Here is a 17350-nt window from a genome sequence, read left to right on the forward strand (position 1 = left end):
ACGACGGCCACCCATGCCCAGGTGGTCATGATGTTCGCCTCCGGTCTCTGTGTCGAGACCAGCGACTGCCCTCGAACGGCAGGTCGAAACGCGTTTCTCAGCGGTTGTCAAGTGCCTTCCTGGCCGCGGCCAGCACGGAGGCGACGTGTGAGCCCTGAGGGGCGGCCGGCACCTCTGTGAATCCCTCGGCGGCGTCATAACGCACGTCGAGGCCGCCGTCCACCAGCCGCTGCGCCCACCGCAACGCCGTGTTCAGCCGCTCCGCCGCCGGCGGCCTGCCCTGCGCCGCCGCCGACAGGTTACGCAGGTTCGTGGCCGGCCCCGACTGGGCGTGCGCGCGCGCCAGCTTCCACGGCAGGGCGGCGCTGTGGTCCAGCATCGGCTTCGCCAGCCCGGCGGCCCGCTTGGCCTGCAGCACCCCCGACTCGCTGACGCCGAAGTGAGCGGCCAGCTCCTGCACGCTCATCCCCTCGGCCACCAGCCGCGCCAGCTCCTTGCGATCAATGGTCGCCTTACGCCCCACCTGGCCGCCTCCGCTCCCGCTCTCCGTGTACGCGCGCACCTCCGATGTGCGCTAAGGTTATGACGTCCCGCCCCACACCGGGCGGCCGACACAAGCCGGGACGTAGCGCAGCTTGGTAGCGCACTTGACTGGGGGTCAAGGGGTCGCAGGTTCAAATCCTGTCGTCCCGACCAGATTCTCGCTGGTCGATCAGGGTGTCACTCTTCGGGTGGCACCCTTTCGCATGTCCGCGGTTCAGCCGAGGTCCGGGTGCGGCACGTACCGGTCCGGACGGATCAGGGCGAGTGCCGCGTCGTCCGCCATGAAGGTGTCCAGGTCGGCGATGCGCCAGCCGGTGCCGAGCAGCAGCGGGACGAGAGGGTGCGGGCCGGGCACGGCGAGCTTCGCGGGGTGCGGCGAGGGAGCGGTGGCGGCGAGGGCGCCGAGGACGGCGGTCGCGCAGTCGTGCGGGGTGGTGCCGCCCGCCGGGCCGATCACGGTGCCGTCGGCGGTCGTGCGGGCGAAGGCGTAGCCGGCGTCCGTCGTGTACGCCGTGACGCCGGGCAGGGCGGCGTACCAGGTGAGGGTTCCGGCGCGGTGCCCGCCTGAGACGTCGGCGTCCAGGGCGGCGGTGGTCTCGGCGGTGGTCTCGGCGGTGGTGATCCGGACGGGTGGGGCGGGCAGGCCGGCCGGCGGGCCGGTCAGATAGAGCAGCGGGCACCACGGGCGCAGGCCGTGGCGGACGTACAGGCTCATCGCGCGGGGATCGGACGAGGCGAACGTCACCTTCGGGCCGTCGCCGGACAGCAGGCGGGACAGGAGGGTGCGGCCGACGCCCGAGGACTGGTGGGCGGGCAGGACGAACAGGTCGCCCAGGTGGGTGAGGTCGCCCCTGCGGAGGGTGCCGCCGAAGCCCGCGGCGGACCCGTCCTCGCCGCCCGGGGCGAGGAGCAGGGTGCCGAAGGCGCGTTCGGCGTCGAGGAAGTCGGGGGAGCCGGGATGCCAGCCGCTGAGCAGGCGGAAGCGCTCGGCGACGCCGCGTACGGCGGGCATGTCGCCTTCCGTGGCGGCGCGCACTGCGGTGTGCGGCATGTCCTCGCTCCCCCTGAGCCGGTCGGTGACTGGATGCTGGCGGCTCTGCTGGTCAGCGAGGGGCCGGGCCGGTCAGGTAGCGCTGGAGTGCCGGGGCGGCCCAGGCGGTCAGCTCGGCGGGATCGGCGGTGACCAGGGCGTCCACCCGCACGGCGTACCGGGTGATGGCCAGGCCGACGAGCTGGGCGGCGGCCAGCGCGGCGCGCAGCTCCGGGTGGTCGGTGCCGAGCTGCCGGGTGAGCTTGCCGAGCATCTCGTCGGCGAGGAAGGTCCTGATCAGGGCGGCGGCGTGGGCGCTGGTGGCGGCGGAGCGCATCAGGCCGAGCAGCGGGCCGGGGCGCTCCACCTCGCCCAGCAGCCCCAGCACGTACGCGGCCAGCCGCTCGCCCAGGCCGGCGCGCGGGCCGTCGAGCAGCATGGGCAGGGCCTGCTCCGGCCGGAACACGTCGGTCACGACCGCGCTGAAGAGCTGCTCCTTGCCGCCGAAGAAGCGCCGCACCAGGGCCGGGTCGACCCCGGCCGCGGCGGCGACCTGCCGCATGCTGGTGGCCTCGTAGCCGGCGACGCTGAACGCCTCGGCCGCCGCCGCCAGGATCTCCTCCCGGGTGGTGGAGGTGCCCGGCCGCCGTCCTGTCCTGCTCATGCAGGTGAGGCTAGCCCCTCGCGCCACCGTCCACGCAGGGGCTAGGCCCTCGCGTGCACGGGGCGGACGATGGCCTCGCTCGCCCGGCTGATCACGACCTGGCCCCGGTGCGCGGAGGTCTCCTTGACGCCGAAGCGTTCGCCGAGGTCGCGCTGGAGCTCGCCCACGGTGCTCTCCGACCGGACGGCCGCCGCCTCGTCCTCGTAGACGGTGATCGTGATGGCCGTCCCGTCGCCGGTGTCGACGGCGCTGTAGAGGACGGCGCCGACCTGCTGCGGGACGCGGTCGGCGAACTCGTCGTCGACGGCGGAGATCATCGCCTCGACGGCGCCCGGGGTGGTGCGGTAGTGGCGTACGACTGCGTACATGGCATCTCCTGATCGCCAGGGGTGACGGGGTCAGGATCAGCATAAGTCCTCATGTGGGGACTTTTCTAGAGGGTGGCGTGACGTTCCAGGAACGCGGCCACGTCGTCGGGGTCCTCCAGGGGCAGCGGGTAGACCAGCAGCCGGTCCACGCCCAGCTCGCGGTAGCGCGACGCGGTCGCGGCGTCCACCTCCACCGGGTCGAGCTGCATGTACGTGATCTCCAGCCGGCCGAGCCAGGCCGGGCGCTCGACCTCGGTGGCCGCCTTCTCCAGCCCCGCCAGGGCGGCGGCCAGGTCCTCGGGGGAGCGGCCGTTGCCGATCCAGCCGTGCCCGCGGGCCACGGCCCTTCGGAACGCGGCGGGGCTGTGCCCGCCGATCATGACCCGCGGGCCGCCCGGCTGGACCGGCCGCGGGTGGGCGTCCAGGCCCTCGAACGAGACGTGCCGCCCCGCGTAGGAGACGGGGGCGGGCGCGATCCACAGGGCCCGCATCGCGTCCAGATACTCGTCGGTACGGCTGCCGCGCTCGGACATCGGCACGCCCAGCGCGGCGAGCTCCGGCTCCAGGTAGCCGCCGGCCACGCCGAGCCGCAGCCGGCCGCCGCTGAGCACGTCGAGGCTGGCGGCCTGCTTGGCGAGGACCAGCGGGTTGCGCTGGGGCAGGATGATGATGCCGGTGCCGAGCTCGAGCGTGGTGCTGAGCGCGGCGACATGGGCGAGGTGGACGAGCGGGTCGAGGATCGGGTCCTCGGGGTCCATGGGGGAGGCGGGCACGCGCGGGCTGGGCAGCACCACGTGATCGCCCGCCCACCACGAGCGGTAGCCGAGGTCCTCCGCCAGGCGCACCAGGCGGGCCGTCTCGGCCGGCCCCAGGGTGGCCTTGGCGTTCAGGCCGTTGACGCCGAGCTCCATCACGTTCTCCGTCCTTCGGGACTTCGCGGACGGGGCTCATGATCGGCGAGTGGCGGCTGCGGCGTCCAATACCTGCTGTCATAGCCGCCGGCTATGGATCAGGCGGCGTAGACGGGGGCGAGGTCGACGAAGATGCGGTAGTCGGTGATCAGGCCGTCGGTGCCGCGGACGCGCCAGATCGACACGGCCGGGACGCTGACGTCCTTGCCGTCGAGGCGCCGGTAGGTGACCTCGGTCTCGGCGATGTTGTCGTCGCCGACCTGCCACGTCCTGACGATGCGGTGCCGCAGGCCGCCGATGGTGGCGAAGAACTCGCGCAGCCCGGCGGCGATGGCCTCGCGCCCGGTCGCCGGCTCGGCGTTGGCGAAGACGAGCGTGGCGTCCTCGGCCAGCAGTTGCACGAACGCGTCGGCGTCGAAGGAGTCGACCACCTGGAAGACGTGCCGGATCGCAGCGGCGGACATGCCGATCACCCCTCACGTGATCAGGATCGTTGGCAGGGACGATACGGGACCACGTGCGGCGCGCAACTAGCAGAAAAGCAAGCATTCCGGGGTGGACGGCCGGGGGTGTGACCCCGATGCTGGTGAGCAGCACGCCCGTGATCACCGGACCACTGGAGGAGCCCCATGATGTTCCGTACCCGGACGCGCCGTGCCGCCGCGGCGACGGCGGCCCTGGGCGCCGTGTTCGTGCTGGGCGCCGCCCCGGCGCAGGCGGACAGCGGGTCCGACCCGTGCAACGCCGCGACCGTGGTCCGCACGCCGCAGGTGAGCGGCGTGCAGGCCGATGGCGACTCGGGGACCAAGCGCCCGCAGTTCGTGCTGGCCGACGGCGACTCGGGGACCAAGCGCCCCGCCTAGGGGTCGCCGCATTAGTACGACGGCTGTCGAAGTTTGACAGCCGTCGTACTTCCGTGCTGGAGTGGGCCTCCCATTCCTGCTGCGGAAGGACTGTGCGATGGCCAGGAAAGTGTTGTTCCACGAGCTCGGCGGGCCCGAGGTGCTGCGGGTCGAGGACGTCGAGGTGGGCGATCCGGGCCCCGGCGAGGTGCGGATCCGGGTGGAGGCGATCGGGCTGAACCGGTCGGAGTCCCTGTTCCGCTCCGGCCACTACATCGAGCCCGTGAGACGCTTCCCTGCCACCTTGGGCACGGAGGCCGCCGGCGTGGTCGAGGCCGTCGGCGCCGGGGTGACCGGGTTGCGGCCGGGGGAGCCGGTCAGCACGGTGCAGACGTTCTCCATGAACGACCACGGCGTGTACGGCGAGCGCGTGATCGTCCCCGCGGCGGCGGTGCTGCGCCGCCCCGAAGGGCTCGGCGCCGTCGAGGGCGCCGCCGTGTGGATGGCGTACGTGACCGCCTACGGCGCGCTGATGGAGGCCGGCGGGATGCGGCCCGGTGACACCGTCGTGCTGAACGCGGCCTCCAGCAGCGTGGGGCTGGCCGCCATCCACGTCGCCGGCCGCCTCGGCGCCACCCCGATCGCCCTGACCCGCACCGCCGCCAAGAAGGAGGCGCTGCTGAAGCAAGGGGCGGCGGAGGTGATCGTCACCGAGGACGAGGACGTGGTGGAGCGGGTGCTGGCGGCGACCGATGGCCGCGGGGCCGAGATCGTCCTCGACGCGGTCGCGGGGCCCGGCGTGCGGGACCTGGCCAGGGTCGTCGCGGACGACGGCAAGCTGCTCGTGTACGGGGCGCTGAGCGGGCAGCCGACGCCCTACCCGGGGATCGAGCTGGGCATGCCGGCGCTGTCCATGCGGACGTACACGATGCTGGAGACGACGACCCGGCCGGAGCGGCTGCGCCGGGCGGAGGCGTTCGTGGCGTCGGGGCTGCGCTCGGGCGCGTTCAGCGCGGTCGTGGACCGCACGTTCGAGCTGGGGGAGATCGTCGAGGCGCACCGCCACCTGGAGTCGAACGCGCAGGTCGGCAAGATCGTGGTCACCGTCCAGTAGGCGCGGCGAACTTTCGCCTGGTGGAACGATGGTCTAGGGTTCGGAACATGTCCGAGCAGAACTCCGCGGACAAGCTCGTCGGCTCCGACCGGGTGCTGGCGGTGCTGGCCGAGCTGGCGCGCCACCCCGACGGCATCGGGCTGGAGGAGATGGCGCGCGCGGTGGCGAGCCCCAAGCCGACGGTGCACCGGGCGCTGGCCGCGCTGCGCCGCGCCGGCTTCGCCGCGCAGCACGGTCACGGCCGGTACGTGCTGGGCGACGAGTTCCTGCGGATGGCCTTCGCGCACCACGAGGCGCGGCCCGACCACGTCCGGGTCATGCCGGTGCTCAAGGCGCTGTGCGACCGGTACGGCGAGACGGCGCACTACGCCGTGCTCGACGGCCCCTCGGTCGTCTACCGCTCGAAGCTCGACCCGGCCAGCGGGGCGGTGCGGCTGACCTCGGTGGTGGGCGGGCGCAACCCGGCGCACTGCACCGCGGTCGGCAAGGTGCTGCTCGCCGACGCCCTTCCGACGCGGGAGGCGGTCGAGGCGTGGGCGGACGGGCGCACCCTGGAGCGTCCGACGGAGCGCTCGATCGGTACGGTGGAGGAGCTGCACGCCGAGCTGACCCGCATCCGCGAGCAGGGCTACGCCACCGACGACCAGGAGAACGAGCCGGGCGTCAACTGCGTGGCGGTCGCGGCCTACCTGACCTCGCCCACCGTGCCCAGCGGCGCGATCAGCGTCAGCGGCCTGGCCTACCGCACGCCGCTGAAGCGGCTCATCGACGATCTGCCGGCCATCCGCGCCATCGTCTCCGGGGAGGAGCATTCGTGACGTTCACCGCCGTCCCGGCCTCGGCCGGCGTCCACACGCTGGGGGAAGGCCCCGTGTGGGACGCCGCCCGGCAGCGCCTGCTGTGGGTCGACATCGTCGCCGGCACCGTGTACGAGGGGCGGCTCGACGGCGACGCGATCACCGTCACCGGCAGCCACATCTTCGACGGCACGGTGGGCGCGGTCGCGGTGGCGGCCGACGGCACGCTGCTCGTCGCCGCGCAGTCCACGCTGATCAGGGTCGGCACCGACGGCAGCCGCGAGGAGCTGGCGCGGGTGCTGCCGGAGGGGGTGCGCAGCCGGCTCAACGACGGCGCCGTGGACCCGGCCGGGCGCTTCCTGATCGGCAGCCTGGCGCAGGACGACCGTTACGGGCAGGAGGTGCTGGCCCGCCTCGACGGCACCGGCCTGACCTACCTCGACACCGACCTCGTGCTCTCCAACGGCCTGGCCTGGGTGGACGGCCGCCTCTACAACGTCGACACCGTCCTCGGCACGATCTGGGTGCGCGACTACGACACGGAGACGGGGGAGACCGGGCCGCGGCGGGAGGCGTTCACGATCACCGACGGCTCGCCCGACGGGATGTGCGCCGACGCCGCGGGCAACCTGTGGATCGCCAACTGGGGGCTGGGCCGCGTCGAGTGCCGCAGCACGGCGGGCGAGCTGCTCGACGTCGTCGAGACCGGCGCGCCGCACACGTCCTGCCCGGTGTTCGCGGGCCCCGGCCTCGACGTCCTCGTCATCACCACCGCCACCACCGGCCTGAGCGAGCCGGGGCCGGACGACGGCCGCCTGTTCACCGCCCGCGTGGGCGTGCGCGGCCTGCCCGCGCCCTACTGGAACCACTCCTGAAAGAGACACCCGTGTACCTCATGCGCATCGGCGCCCCCGGCGCCGAGAAGCCAGTCGTCCGCGTGGACGACCGCCACTACATCGACGTCTCCGACGTCACCCCCGACTTCGACGAGAGGTTCTTCGCCGCGGGCGGCCCCGCGCTGCTGGCCGAGCGGGTCGCCGCCGGCGAGGCCCGCGAGTTCGCCGGCGAGCGGATCGGCGCGCCGATCGCCCGGCCGCACCAGATCCTGTGCATCGGGCTCAACTACAGCGACCACGCCGCCGAGACCGGCCAGGCCGTGCCGGACGAGCCGATCCTGTTCACCAAGTCGCCCAACACGCTGGTCGGCCCCAACGACGACGTGCGCATCCCGCGCGGCGCCACCAAGACCGACTGGGAGGTGGAGCTGGGCATCGTCATCGGCCGGCGCACCTCCTACCTCGACTCCGTCGAGGAGGCACGCGACCGCATCGCGGGCTACTGCGTGGTCAACGACGTGAGCGAGCGGGCGTTCCAGATGGAGCGCGGCGGCCAGTGGAGCAAGGGCAAGTCCGCCGAGACGTTCAATCCGGCCGGCCCATGGCTGGTCACGCCGGACGAGATCGCCGACGTCAGGAATCTCGGCATGTGGCTCGACGTCAACGGTGTGCGCCGCCAGACCGGCACCACCAAGACGATGATCTTCGACCCGTACGTGATCGTGCACCACCTGAGCCAGTTCATGGTCCTGGAGCCCGGCGACCTGATCAACACCGGCACCCCGCCCGGCGTCGGCATGGGCCACGACCCGCAGATCTGGCTCCAGCCCGGCGACGTCATGGAGCTGGGCATCGACGGGCTGGGCAGCCAGCGCCAGCATGTCGTCGGGCCCCGGTAACGCGCCATGACTTTGATCGCACCCGACCCCGCCGTCCTGGCCAGGGTGGAGGCCGCCGTCCCCGGCATCGCCAGGACGCGCGCGAGCGACCGGCTCGGCCTGGCCCACGACGCCTCCCACTACCTGCTCACCCCGCAGGCCGTCCTGGTGCCCGAGAGCGTGGAGCAGGTCGCGGCGCTGCTGCGCGCCGGGCTGCCGCTGACGTTCCGCTCCGGCGGCACCAGCCTGAGCGGGCAGGCGGTCAGCGAGCACCTGCTCGTCGACACGCGGCGGCACTTCCGCTCCATCGAGGTGCTGGACGGCGGGGCCCGGGTGCGGGTGCAGCCGGGCGCGGTGCTGCGGCAGGTCAACGCCCGCCTCGCCCCCTACGGGCGCAAGCTCGGCCCCGACCCGGCCAGCGAGTCGGCGTGCACCATCGGCGGCGTCGTCGCGAACAACTCCAGCGGCATGACCTGCGGCACGCACGCCAACACGTACCGGACCCTGGAGTCGATGACGATCGTGCTGCCCAGCGGCACCGTCATCGACACCGGCGCCCCCGACGCCGACGAGCGCCTGCGCACCCTGGAGCCCGCCCTCGCGGAGGGCCTGGCCAGGCTGCGCGACCGAGTCCGGAACAATCCGGACTCGGTGCGCCGCATCCAGGCGCAGTTCTCGCTCAAGAACACCATGGGCTACGGCCTGAACAGCCTGCTCGACCACGACACGCCCGCGCAGATCCTCGCCCACCTGGTCATCGGCAGCGAGGGCACGCTCGGCTTCGTCGCCGAGGCCGTCTTCCGCACCGTCCCCGCGCACCCGCTGGCCGCCACCGGCCTGCTCGTCTTCCCCACCCTGCACGCGGCGATGGCCGCCATGCCCCACCTCGTCGAGGCCGACCCCGCCGCCGTCGAGCTGCTGGACGCCGAGTCCCTGCGCGTGGCCCGCACCGACGCCGAGGCCGGCGAGCTGCTGCGCTCCCTCGACGTCGCCGGGCACGCCGCCCTCCTGGTCGAGTGGCAGGAGTCCGAGGAAGACCTGCTCGCGGGGCGCGAGCGCGCGGCCGGGGAACTGCTGCCCGAGCTGGAACTGGCCGTGCCCGCCGCGCTGAGCAGGGACGCGGGCGGCCGGGCCGCGCTGTGGCACATCCGCAAGGGCCTGTACGCCTCCGTCGCCGGCGCCCGCCCCAGCGGCACCACCGCCCTGCTGGAGGACGTCGCCGTCCCCGTGCCCGCCCTCGCCGGCCTGTGCGACGAGCTGACCGCCCTGTTCGCCCGGCACCGGTACGAGCGCAGCGTCATCTTCGGCCACGCCAAGGACGGCAACCTGCACTTCATGCTGAACGAGCGCTTCGACACCGAGCTGGAGCGCTACGCCGCCTTCACCGAGGACATGGTCGAGGCCGTCCTGTCGCGGGGCGGCACGCTCAAGGCCGAGCACGGCACCGGCCGCGTCATGGCCCCGTTCGTGCGCCGCCAGTACGGCGACGAGCTGTACGAGGTGATGCGCGAGGTCAAACGCCTGTGCGACCCGGCCGGCACGCTCAACCCGGGCGTCGTGCTCACCGACCGCGACGACGCCCACCTGCGCGACCTCAAAGCCGTCGTCACCGTCGAGCCCGAGGTGGACCGGTGCGTCGAGTGCGGCTACTGCGAGCCCGTCTGCCCCAGCCGCGACCTGACCACCACCCCGCGCCAGCGCATCGTGCTCAGGCGCGAGCAGGCCGCCGCCCGCGCCGCCGGCGACCACGAGCTGGCCCGCGAGCTGGAGGCCGAGTACGGCTACGACGCCCTCGACACCTGCGCCGTGGACGGCATGTGCGCCACCGCCTGCCCCGTCCTGATCAACACCGGCGACCTCACCAAACGCCTGCGCGCCGAACGCCACGGCCGCGCCGCCCGCCAGGGCTGGAAGAGCGCCGCCCGGCACTGGGACGGCATCACCCGCGCCATGAACGCCGCCCTCGACACCGCCGCCGCCGCCACCCCGCCCGCGCTGCCCGAGGCCGCCGCCCGCGCCGCCCGCGCGGTCGCCGGCCCCGAGGCCGTCCCCCAGTGGAGCCGCGACCTGCCGCGCGGCGGGATGCGCCGCCGCCCCCTGCCGGACCCCGGCGCCGACGTCGTCTACCTCCCGTCGTGCCTGAACACCATGTTCGCCCCCGCCGACGGCGGACCCGGCGTGATGATCGCGTTCGCCCGGCTGGCCAGGCGCGCCGGCGTGCGGCTGCACGTGCCCGAGGAGATCGGCGGGCTGTGCTGCGGCACGCCCTGGTCGTCCAAGGGGTTCACCGGCGGGCACGAGGTCATGGCCGGTCGCGTCCGCGCGGCGCTGCTCAAGGCCACCGACGGCGGGCGCGTCCCGGTCGTCAGCGACGCCGCCTCCTGCACCGAGGGCTTCCAGCGCATCGGCCTGAACGTGACCGACGCCGTCGCCTACACCGCCGAGCACCTCCTGCCCCGCCTCACCGTCGAACGCCGCCTGCCCACCCTGGCCGTCCACCCCACCTGCTCCTCCACCCACCTCGGGCTCGACGCCGCCATCACCGCCGTCGCCCGCGCGATCGCCGACGAGGTCACCGTCCCGGAAGGCTGGCAGTGCTGCGCATTCGCCGGCGACCGCGGCCTGCTGCACCCGGAGCTGACCGCCTCCGCCACCCGGGCCGAGGCCGCCGCCGTACGGGCCGGGAACTTCGCCGCGCACGCCTCTGTCAACCGCACCTGCGAGCTCGGCCTCACCCGCGCCACCGGCGAGCCGTACCACCACCTGCTGGAGCTGCTCGACCAGGCCACGACGCCGTGACCCGCAGGATCCCGCCGTCCGGGGCGCGCCGCGTGCGGGAGACGGCCGTCATGTGAGCGTCACTCGTGGGGGAGCAGGTACCGCCACGAGAGCGCTATCCGCTCGCCCGACGCGGTGCGGTAGACGTGCCGTCGGCCGTCGCCCGGGACCAGCCGGGCGATCGCCCGCGCCTCGGCGCCCTTGTAGTCCGCGGTCTCCTTCTCCGGAAGGGACGGCAGGCCACGCGGCCACGGCTCCACCTCGGCATCGGCGTCGGCGCGGCCGGAGCGCTCGGCATCGGCGTCGGCGCGGCCGAGGCGTTCCGCGGACAGCCGGACGCGGTCGGCGGTGTAGGCCGTGCCCTGCGCGGTGACCCGGTCGGCCAGCCCGCTCAGCCGGTCGCGGGCCTTGGCGAGCGCCGGGTCGTAATGGTCGGGGGCCACGTCCAGGTACGGCACGTGCACCTCCCGCATCCCGCCACCGGAGTCCACGCCGAGCACCGTGGCCGGCACGTCGTACACCGTCGGCGAGCCCGGCCGCGGGGAGGCGGTCGCGGGCTGCCCGGCCAGGTCGCGCTCCAGCTCCTCGACCAGCGCGGCGACCTGGGCGGGCGGAAGCCGCAACTGACGGGCGGCGTCGGCGACGACCAGCCCGCCGTCGTAGACGACCAGCGACGGCGGCCGCAACGCGCTGAGGGCCGGCGCCCGCAGACCCCCCAACCGCAGCCACTCGGCCACCGGCCGCCCGGCGGCGCCGGCCGCCTGCGACGCCGCCCTGGACGCCGTCTCGGGCGCTGGATCGGACGCCGTGTCGGACGCCGTGTCGGACGCCGTGTCGGACGCCGTGTCGGACGCCGTCTCCCGAGCCTGCCCGGCCCCCACTCCCCCGCATGCCGCCGACGCCAGCCCCACCACCAGCGCCAGCACCGGGACGGCGGTCCCACGTGATCTCATACCGCTCATGACGATCACGAGCGGCGATCGGTTCAAATCGACAGCGACCGCCCGAGGATCAGAGGCGCTTAGGATCGCGCCATGACCATCGACCCCGGTTTACTGGGCGGCGCCTTCGTGGCGGTATTCGTGACGCTTTTCGTGTCATTCGTGATCATGTTCGTGGTCAAGGCCGTGCAGTCGTGGCGGATACGCCGCGTGCTCAAGTACACGGACGTCCTCAGAGCCACCGACCTGATCGGCCGCGTCCGCCAGCTCAAGGTGCGCGGGCATGAGGAGGCCGCGGTCCGGCTCGTGCAGGACGAGCTGGCGATGCCGCCCAGAACGGCACGTTCCTGGGTCAGATCCGTGTAACCCGGCCTGAGATCCGTGCGAGCGGGCAGGGGCCTGATCATGCACGCCCTCGACATCCTCGCCCTCGTGGCGCTCTTCGCCGGTCTCGTTCTCGCCCTCACCCAGAAGGTGTGGCCCGTGGCGCTGCTGTGCCTCGGGTTGTTCCTGGCGGTTCTCGCCGACGGCGGGGTGATCGCGGAGCGGCCCGGGACGGGGATGGCCGCGAGTACGGCACGTCATTAACCTTCCTCGACCATGCCCTGCCTAGGGTGGATCTCGCATGGTCCGGTCGATGAGGTGGTGGGGCGCGATGCCGGGGACGAGCGGGATCGAGGCGCTGAAGGAGCGCCTGGGGCGGGTGGGGGTGTGGAACGCCACCCTCACCAGGGAGCCGGCCGCGGTCGAGCGGGAGGCCGCGGCGGAGATCGAGAGCCTGGGCTTCAAGGCGTTGTGGATCGGCGAGACGCCGAACGGCAAGGAGTCGCTGGCCCACGCGGCGATCCTGCTGGGCGCCACGAGCGCGCTCACGGTGGCGACCGGCATCGCGAGCATCTGGGCGCGCGACCCGACGGCCGCCGCGAACGGCGCGAACGCGCTCGCCGAGGCGTACGAGGGCCGGTTCGTGCTCGGGCTCGGGGTCAGTCACGCGCCGGCGGTGTCGGCGCGCGGGCACGACTACCGCAGGCCGGTCACGGCCATGCGCCACTACCTCGACGCCATGGACGCCACCGAGTACGTGGGCCCGCTGCCGGAGCCGCCGCCGCGGGTGCTGGCCGCGCTCCGGCCAAAGATGCTGGAGCTGGCCGCGAGCCGGGCGTCCGGCGCGCATCCGTACTTCGTCACGCCCGACCACACCGCCCGCGCGCGGGCCGTGCTCGGGCCTGAGCCGCTGCTGGCGCCGGAGCAGACCGTCCTGCTCGAGACCGATCGCGACCGGGCGCGGAGCATCGCCCGCCAGTTCACCACGCGGTACCTGGCGCTGCCGAACTACGCCAACAACCTGCGCGAGCTGGGCTGGACGGACGAGGACCTGGCAGACGGCGGCAGCGACGCGCTGGTGGACGCCGTCGTGGTGTGGGGCGATCCGGAGGTGATCGCCGGGCGGGTCCAGGCGCACCTCGACGCGGGCGCCGACCACGTCTGCATCCAGCCGCTCACGGGCAGCGCCGAGGAGCTGCTGGACCACCTGCGCATCCTGGCCCGGGCGGACATCGTCACGATCTGAGCCGCCGCGCCGCCGCGAGAAGGGAAACGGGCTTGTGCGAGTCGTCGTCGATCTGACGCGCTGCCAGGGGTACGGGCAGTGCGTGTTCCTGGCACCCGACGTGTTCACCATGCACGAGGAGGCGCTCCTGTACGACCTGCAGCCCGCCGACGAGCGGCGCGAGCACGTGCTGCGGGCGGCGGCCGCCTGCCCGGTGCAGGCCATCCACCTCGACCGGACGGCGAGCACCCCGAACGACGATCGCGAATGGGCGCCGGTCATGGAGGACGGCCGCATCGTGATCGTCGGGGCGTCGCTGGCCGGGGCGCGGGCGGCGGAGGTGCTGCGGCGGGAGGGGTTCGCCGGGAGGCTGACGATGATCGGCGCGGAGGCGGGCGAGCCGTACGACCGGCCGCCCCTGTCGAAGCAGGTGCTGACCGGCCAGGTGCCGCCCGAGCACACCCTGCTGCCGCGCCTGCGCGAGATCGACGCGGAGTGGCTGTGCGGCACGCCGGCCGCCGCGCTGGACGTGGCGGGCAAGCGGGTCCTGCTGGCCGACGGCCGCGAGGTGGGCTTCGACCGGGTCCTGCTGGCCACCGGCACCCGCGCCCGCCCCTGGCCGGACGAGGCCGAGGCGGCGCTGGAAGGCGTCCACACGCTGCGGGACGCGCGTGACGCGGCCGCGCTCAGGCGGGCGCTGGGCGCCGGGCCGCGCCGCGTGCTGATCCTGGGCGGCGGGTTCACCGGCAGCGAGATCGCCTCGGTCTGCCGCGAGCTGGGGCTGCCGGTGACGCTGGTCGAGCGCGGCCCCGCCCCGCTGCACAACGCGATGGGCGGCGTCATCGGGGACGTGGCCGCGCAGCTGCAGCGCGAGCACGGCGTGGACCTGCGCTGCGGCACGACCGTCACGGCTCTCGAAGGCGACGGCGGGCGGCTGACCGGCGCGCGGCTGTCGGACGGCAGCACGATCGAGGCGGACGTGGCCGTGGTGGCGCTCGGCTCCGTGCGCAACGTCGAATGGCTGCGCGACTCCGGCCTGGCCGTCGGCGCGTGGGGGGTGGCCTGCGACGCGGGCTGCCGCGCCGTCGACAGCAACGGCCTGGTGACCGACGACGTCTTCGTGGCCGGCGACATCGCCCGCTTCCCGCACCCGCTGTACGAGTACCAGTTCATGTCGCTCGAACACTGGGGCAACGCGGTCGCGCAGGCCGAGGTCGCCGCGCACAACATGGTCAGCGACCAGGCGCACCGCTGGCCGCACCTGTCGGTGCCGGTCTTCTGGTCCAGCCAGTTCGGGGTGAACATCAAGTCGGTCGGCGTGCCCACGTTCGCCGACGAGATCGTCTTCGCCCAGGGCTCGCGGGCGGAGCGGCGTTTCGTGGCGGTCTACGGCTACCGGGGCCGGATCACCGCGGCGGTCACCTTCGACCAGGCCATGTGGCTGGAGTTCTACCAGCGCCAGATCGAGCGGGCGGCGCCGTTCCCGCCCGATTTCCGCCACGTGGGCGGGGGAGCGGACGGCGGGCCGGTGCCCGCGCGCGTGCCCGAGCGGCTGGTGGCCACCGCCGGGGCGACGGTGGTGGTGACCGGCCACGACCCGGCCGAACGCCGTGCCTCGCTCGTCCATCCGGGCTGAGCCCGCCGAACGCCGTGCCTCGCTCGTCCATCCGGGCTGAGCCCGAAGGAGATCCGTGAACGTCCTGAAGCAGATCCTCGACCCCGCCGCCCGTCCCGACCCGTACCGGTACTTCGGCGCGCTGCGCGAGAGCCCGGTGACGGTGCAGGAGGACGGCACGTACCTGGTCAGCACCTACCGCGAGATCGTCGCGCTGCTGCACGACCCGCGCGTCAGCTCCGACCGCCGCAACCTGAGCGCCGGCGCGCCCGCCGAGCAGGACGACTTCAACCCGTCCTTCATCGGGCTCGACTCTCCCGAGCACGACCGGCTGCGCGGCCTGGCGATGCGCCACTTCGGCCCGCCGCACTCGCCGGAGACGGTCGAGCGCCTGCGGCCGAAGATGCTGGAGCTGACCACCGCCCTGATCGACGCCCTCAAGGGCAGGACCAGGGCCGACATCGTGGACGAGGTCGCCTACCCGCTGCCGGTCGCGGTGATCTGCGCGTTGCTCGGCGTTCCCGAGGAGGACGAGCCGCGCTTCCACGCCCTGGCGGACGAGGTCGTCGAGACGCTCGGGCCGGGGGAGGAGGACCGGGCGGAACGCGAGCGGGCCCGCAAGGCGGCGGCCATGGAGCTGTCGCGCTACCTGGCGGGGCTCGCCGAGGCCCGCGAGCGGGCGCCGCGCGCGGACATGCTGTCCGGGCTCATCACCTACCGGGGCCCCGCCGGCGGCATGACGAGGGACGAGGCGGTGGCCACGTCCGTGCTGCTGCTGATCGCCGGGCACGAGACCACGATCAACCTGATCGCGAACGGCATGCTCACCTTCCTGCGCCGCCCCGACCTGCTGCGCCGGCTGCGCGACGACCCCGAGCTGATCATCCCGGCGGTGGAGGAGCTGCTGCGTTTCGAGCCGCCCGTGCAGTTCGTGTCGTCCCGGGTGGCGCTGGACGACATCACGATCGCGGGCACCACGATCCCGGCGGGGGCGCCGATCGTGCTGGCCATGGCGGCGGGCAGCCGCGACCCGGCGCACGTGGACCGTCCCGACGAGTTCGACGTCGATCGGCCGCGCAACGAGCACCTGGGCTTCGGCGGCGGCGTGCACTACTGCTTCGGCGCGCCGCTGGCCCGGCTGGAGGCGCAGATCGTGCTGAAGGAGCTCGTCCGCCGGCTGCGCGGGCCGCGCCTGGTGGCGGACCCGCCGCCGTACCGGCCCAGCGCCGTCCTGCGCGGGCCGCGTCACCTGGTGGTGGAGTACGACGGGATCGACTGAGCGGGGAGGCCATGTTGTCATACGACTTATGGACTCGTACGATGACGGATGAATCTGCCGCCGACCCCCGTCGAGGATCCCCATGGACCGCATCCGCCACGTCGCGCTCTCCTCCGTCACGCTCCCGCTCGACGTCCCCATCAGTGACGCCAAGGTCCTCACCGGGCGGCAGAAGCCGATGACCGAGATCGCCTTCCTGTTCGCCGAGATCGCCACCGAGGACGGCCACAGCGGCACCGGCTTCAGCTACTCCAAGCGGGCCGGCGGCCCCGCCCAGTACGCCCACGCCAAGGAGGTCGGCGAGAACCTGATCGGGCAGGACCCGTCCGACATCGGCAAGGTGTACGAGTCGCTGCTGTGGGCGGGCGCCTCGGTGGGCCGGTCGGGGGTGGCCACGCAGGCGCTGGCCGCGATCGACGTGGCGTTGTGGGACCTGAAGGCGAAGCGGGCCGGGCTGCCGCTGGCCAAGCTGCTCGGCGCCTACCGCGACTCCGTCCGGACGTACAACACCTCCGGCGGCTTCCTGCACGCGCCGATCGAGGAGGTCAAGGCGCGCGCGACCCAGTCGCTGGCCGACGGCATCGGCGGCATCAAGATCAAGGTGGGGCAGCCGGACATGAAGGAGGACCTGCGCCGGCTGGCCGCCGTCCGCGAGCACATCGGGGACGACGTGCCGCTGATGGTGGACGCCAACCAGCAGTGGGACCGGCCGAGCGCGCTGCGGTTCGGGCGGGCGGTGGAAGAGCTCGGGCTGGTGTGGATCGAGGAGCCGCTGGACGCGTACGACGCCGAAGGGCACGCCCAGCTCGCCGCCGCCCTCGACACCCCCATCGCCACCGGCGAGATGCTCTCCAGCGTCGCCGAGCACGTCCGCCTCATCGAGGCCCGCGCCGCCGACATCATCCAGCCCGACGCCCCGCGCGTCGGCGGCATCACCCCGTTCCTACGCCTGGCCACCCTCGCCGACCACGCCGGCCTGCAGCTCGCGCCGCACTTCGCCATGGAGATCCACCTCCACCTGGCCGCCGCCTACCCGCGCGAGCCGTGGGTGGAGCACTTCGAGTGGCTGAACCCGCTGTTCAACGAGCGCCTGGAGACGCGCGACGGCCGCATGATCGTGCCGGACCGCCCCGGGCTCGGGTTCACGCTCAGCGAGCAGTGCCGCAAGTGGACGGTGGACTCCGTCGCGTTCGGGCGGGCCTGAG

19 protein-coding genes and 1 tRNA gene are annotated in these 17350 nt (G+C 73.6%); 13 read left to right on the forward strand and 7 right to left on the reverse strand.

Features of this window, described 5'->3' with window-relative positions:
• Positions 1-97 precede the first annotated feature (97 nt).
• Positions 98-523, reverse strand: a complete 426-nt coding sequence (locus KIS93_RS59820) for a helix-turn-helix domain-containing protein (RefSeq protein WP_080046998.1) — start codon at positions 521-523, stop codon at positions 98-100.
• Positions 524-619: 96 nt separating this feature from the next.
• On the opposite strand from KIS93_RS59820, the gene KIS93_RS59825 reads away from it, so the two are divergent.
• Positions 620-696: transfer RNA gene (locus KIS93_RS59825), tRNA-Pro, on the forward strand.
• A 61-nt stretch (positions 697-757) separates the two neighbouring features.
• Here KIS93_RS59825 and KIS93_RS68185 read toward each other — a convergent pair.
• The 5 genes from KIS93_RS68185 to KIS93_RS59850 all read right to left on the reverse strand — a co-directional run bounded on the left by KIS93_RS68185 (position 758) and on the right by KIS93_RS59850 (position 3980).
• Positions 758-1594, reverse strand: a complete 837-nt coding sequence (locus KIS93_RS68185; RefSeq protein WP_080040898.1) for a GNAT family N-acetyltransferase — start codon at positions 1592-1594, stop codon at positions 758-760.
• Between the two features lie 52 nt (positions 1595-1646).
• Complete coding sequence (locus KIS93_RS59835) at positions 1647-2237, reverse strand: TetR/AcrR family transcriptional regulator (RefSeq protein WP_168005549.1); 591 nt, start codon at positions 2235-2237, stop codon at positions 1647-1649.
• Between the two features lie 41 nt (positions 2238-2278).
• Positions 2279-2605 (reverse strand): hypothetical protein, encoded by a 327-nt coding sequence (locus KIS93_RS59840; RefSeq protein ID WP_186405124.1) that lies wholly within the window; start codon positions 2603-2605, stop codon positions 2279-2281.
• Positions 2606-2670: 65 nt separating this feature from the next.
• Positions 2671-3516: an LLM class F420-dependent oxidoreductase gene (locus tag KIS93_RS59845; RefSeq protein ID WP_080040896.1), complete on the reverse strand. Its 846-nt coding sequence runs from the start codon at positions 3514-3516 to the stop codon at positions 2671-2673.
• Positions 3517-3614: 98 nt separating this feature from the next.
• Positions 3615-3980, reverse strand: a complete 366-nt coding sequence (locus KIS93_RS59850) for a nuclear transport factor 2 family protein (RefSeq protein WP_080046997.1) — start codon at positions 3978-3980, stop codon at positions 3615-3617.
• 165 nt (positions 3981-4145) lie between these two features.
• On the opposite strand from KIS93_RS59850, the gene KIS93_RS59855 reads away from it, so the two are divergent.
• The 6 genes from KIS93_RS59855 (at position 4146) to KIS93_RS59880 (ending at position 10782) form a co-directional block, all read left to right on the forward strand.
• On the forward strand, positions 4146-4379 hold the full coding sequence (locus tag KIS93_RS59855; protein ID WP_080040895.1) for a hypothetical protein: 234 nt from the start codon (positions 4146-4148) through the stop codon (positions 4377-4379).
• A gap of 97 nt (positions 4380-4476) precedes the next feature.
• Complete coding sequence (locus KIS93_RS59860) at positions 4477-5472, forward strand: zinc-dependent alcohol dehydrogenase family protein (RefSeq protein ID WP_080040894.1); 996 nt, start codon at positions 4477-4479, stop codon at positions 5470-5472.
• 47 nt (positions 5473-5519) lie between these two features.
• A complete protein-coding gene (locus KIS93_RS59865; RefSeq protein WP_080040893.1) occupies positions 5520-6290 on the forward strand; it encodes an IclR family transcriptional regulator in 771 nt (256 codons plus the stop codon).
• On the forward strand, positions 6287-7144 hold the full coding sequence (locus tag KIS93_RS59870) for an SMP-30/gluconolactonase/LRE family protein (RefSeq protein WP_080040892.1): 858 nt from the start codon (positions 6287-6289) through the stop codon (positions 7142-7144). Before KIS93_RS59865 ends, KIS93_RS59870 begins: the two co-directional genes overlap by 4 nt.
• 11 nt (positions 7145-7155) lie before the next feature.
• Positions 7156-8004: a fumarylacetoacetate hydrolase family protein gene (locus KIS93_RS59875; protein WP_080040891.1), complete on the forward strand. Its 849-nt coding sequence runs from the start codon at positions 7156-7158 to the stop codon at positions 8002-8004.
• A 6-nt stretch (positions 8005-8010) separates the two neighbouring features.
• Complete coding sequence (locus KIS93_RS59880) at positions 8011-10782, forward strand: FAD-binding and (Fe-S)-binding domain-containing protein (protein WP_080040890.1); 2772 nt, start codon at positions 8011-8013, stop codon at positions 10780-10782.
• Between the two features lie 59 nt (positions 10783-10841).
• On the opposite strand, the gene KIS93_RS59885 is transcribed toward KIS93_RS59880, so the two are convergent.
• Positions 10842-11714: a hypothetical protein gene (locus KIS93_RS59885; RefSeq protein ID WP_155128109.1), complete on the reverse strand. Its 873-nt coding sequence runs from the start codon at positions 11712-11714 to the stop codon at positions 10842-10844.
• Positions 11715-11795: 81 nt separating this feature from the next.
• On the opposite strand from KIS93_RS59885, the gene KIS93_RS59890 reads away from it, so the two are divergent.
• The 6 genes from KIS93_RS59890 (at position 11796) to KIS93_RS59915 (ending at position 17349) form a co-directional block, all read left to right on the forward strand.
• Positions 11796-12068 (forward strand): hypothetical protein, encoded by a 273-nt coding sequence (locus KIS93_RS59890; RefSeq protein WP_080040888.1) that lies wholly within the window; start codon positions 11796-11798, stop codon positions 12066-12068.
• Between the two features lie 15 nt (positions 12069-12083).
• Positions 12084-12290: a hypothetical protein gene (locus KIS93_RS59895; RefSeq protein WP_080040887.1), complete on the forward strand. Its 207-nt coding sequence runs from the start codon at positions 12084-12086 to the stop codon at positions 12288-12290.
• Between the two features lie 49 nt (positions 12291-12339).
• On the forward strand, positions 12340-13272 hold the full coding sequence (locus KIS93_RS59900) for a TIGR03620 family F420-dependent LLM class oxidoreductase (protein ID WP_230466385.1): 933 nt from the start codon (positions 12340-12342) through the stop codon (positions 13270-13272).
• 34 nt (positions 13273-13306) lie between these two features.
• Positions 13307-14887: an FAD-dependent oxidoreductase gene (locus KIS93_RS59905; RefSeq protein ID WP_080040885.1), complete on the forward strand. Its 1581-nt coding sequence runs from the start codon at positions 13307-13309 to the stop codon at positions 14885-14887.
• 55 nt (positions 14888-14942) lie between these two features.
• Positions 14943-16145, forward strand: coding sequence for a cytochrome P450 (locus tag KIS93_RS59910; protein WP_080040884.1), 1203 nt, complete (start codon positions 14943-14945; stop codon positions 16143-16145).
• 82 nt (positions 16146-16227) lie between these two features.
• A complete protein-coding gene (locus KIS93_RS59915; protein ID WP_080040883.1) occupies positions 16228-17349 on the forward strand; it encodes an L-talarate/galactarate dehydratase in 1122 nt (373 codons plus the stop codon).
• Position 17350 lies beyond the last annotated feature (1 nt).

Source organism: [Actinomadura] parvosata subsp. kistnae (assembly GCF_900323885.1).
In the GTDB taxonomy this organism is placed as follows: Bacteria; Actinomycetota; Actinomycetes; order Streptosporangiales; family Streptosporangiaceae; genus Nonomuraea; species Nonomuraea composti.

What these genes read in the sequence shown, in the direction of transcription:
- KIS93_RS68185 (WP_080040898.1), bottom strand. Translation starts at nt 1,594, where the DNA reads ATGCCGCACACCGCAGTGCGCGCCGCCACGGAAGGCGACATGCCCGCC.
- KIS93_RS59835 (WP_168005549.1), bottom strand. Translation starts at nt 2,237, where the DNA reads ATGAGCAGGACAGGACGGCGGCCGGGCACCTCCACCACCCGGGAGGAG.
- KIS93_RS59840 (WP_186405124.1), bottom strand. Translation starts at nt 2,605, where the DNA reads ATGTACGCAGTCGTACGCCACTACCGCACCACCCCGGGCGCCGTCGAG.
- KIS93_RS59845 (WP_080040896.1), bottom strand. Translation starts at nt 3,516, where the DNA reads ATGGAGCTCGGCGTCAACGGCCTGAACGCCAAGGCCACCCTGGGGCCG.
- KIS93_RS59850 (WP_080046997.1), bottom strand. Translation starts at nt 3,980, where the DNA reads ATGTCCGCCGCTGCGATCCGGCACGTCTTCCAGGTGGTCGACTCCTTC.
- KIS93_RS59855 (WP_080040895.1), top strand. Translation starts at nt 4,146, where the DNA reads ATGATGTTCCGTACCCGGACGCGCCGTGCCGCCGCGGCGACGGCGGCC.
- KIS93_RS59860 (WP_080040894.1), top strand. Translation starts at nt 4,477, where the DNA reads ATGGCCAGGAAAGTGTTGTTCCACGAGCTCGGCGGGCCCGAGGTGCTG.
- KIS93_RS59865 (WP_080040893.1), top strand. Translation starts at nt 5,520, where the DNA reads ATGTCCGAGCAGAACTCCGCGGACAAGCTCGTCGGCTCCGACCGGGTG.
- KIS93_RS59880 (WP_080040890.1), top strand. Translation starts at nt 8,011, where the DNA reads ATGACTTTGATCGCACCCGACCCCGCCGTCCTGGCCAGGGTGGAGGCC.
- KIS93_RS59885 (WP_155128109.1), bottom strand. Translation starts at nt 11,714, where the DNA reads ATGAGATCACGTGGGACCGCCGTCCCGGTGCTGGCGCTGGTGGTGGGG.
- KIS93_RS59890 (WP_080040888.1), top strand. Translation starts at nt 11,796, where the DNA reads ATGACCATCGACCCCGGTTTACTGGGCGGCGCCTTCGTGGCGGTATTC.
- KIS93_RS59900 (WP_230466385.1), top strand. Translation starts at nt 12,340, where the DNA reads ATGAGGTGGTGGGGCGCGATGCCGGGGACGAGCGGGATCGAGGCGCTG.
- KIS93_RS59915 (WP_080040883.1), top strand. Translation starts at nt 16,228, where the DNA reads ATGGACCGCATCCGCCACGTCGCGCTCTCCTCCGTCACGCTCCCGCTC.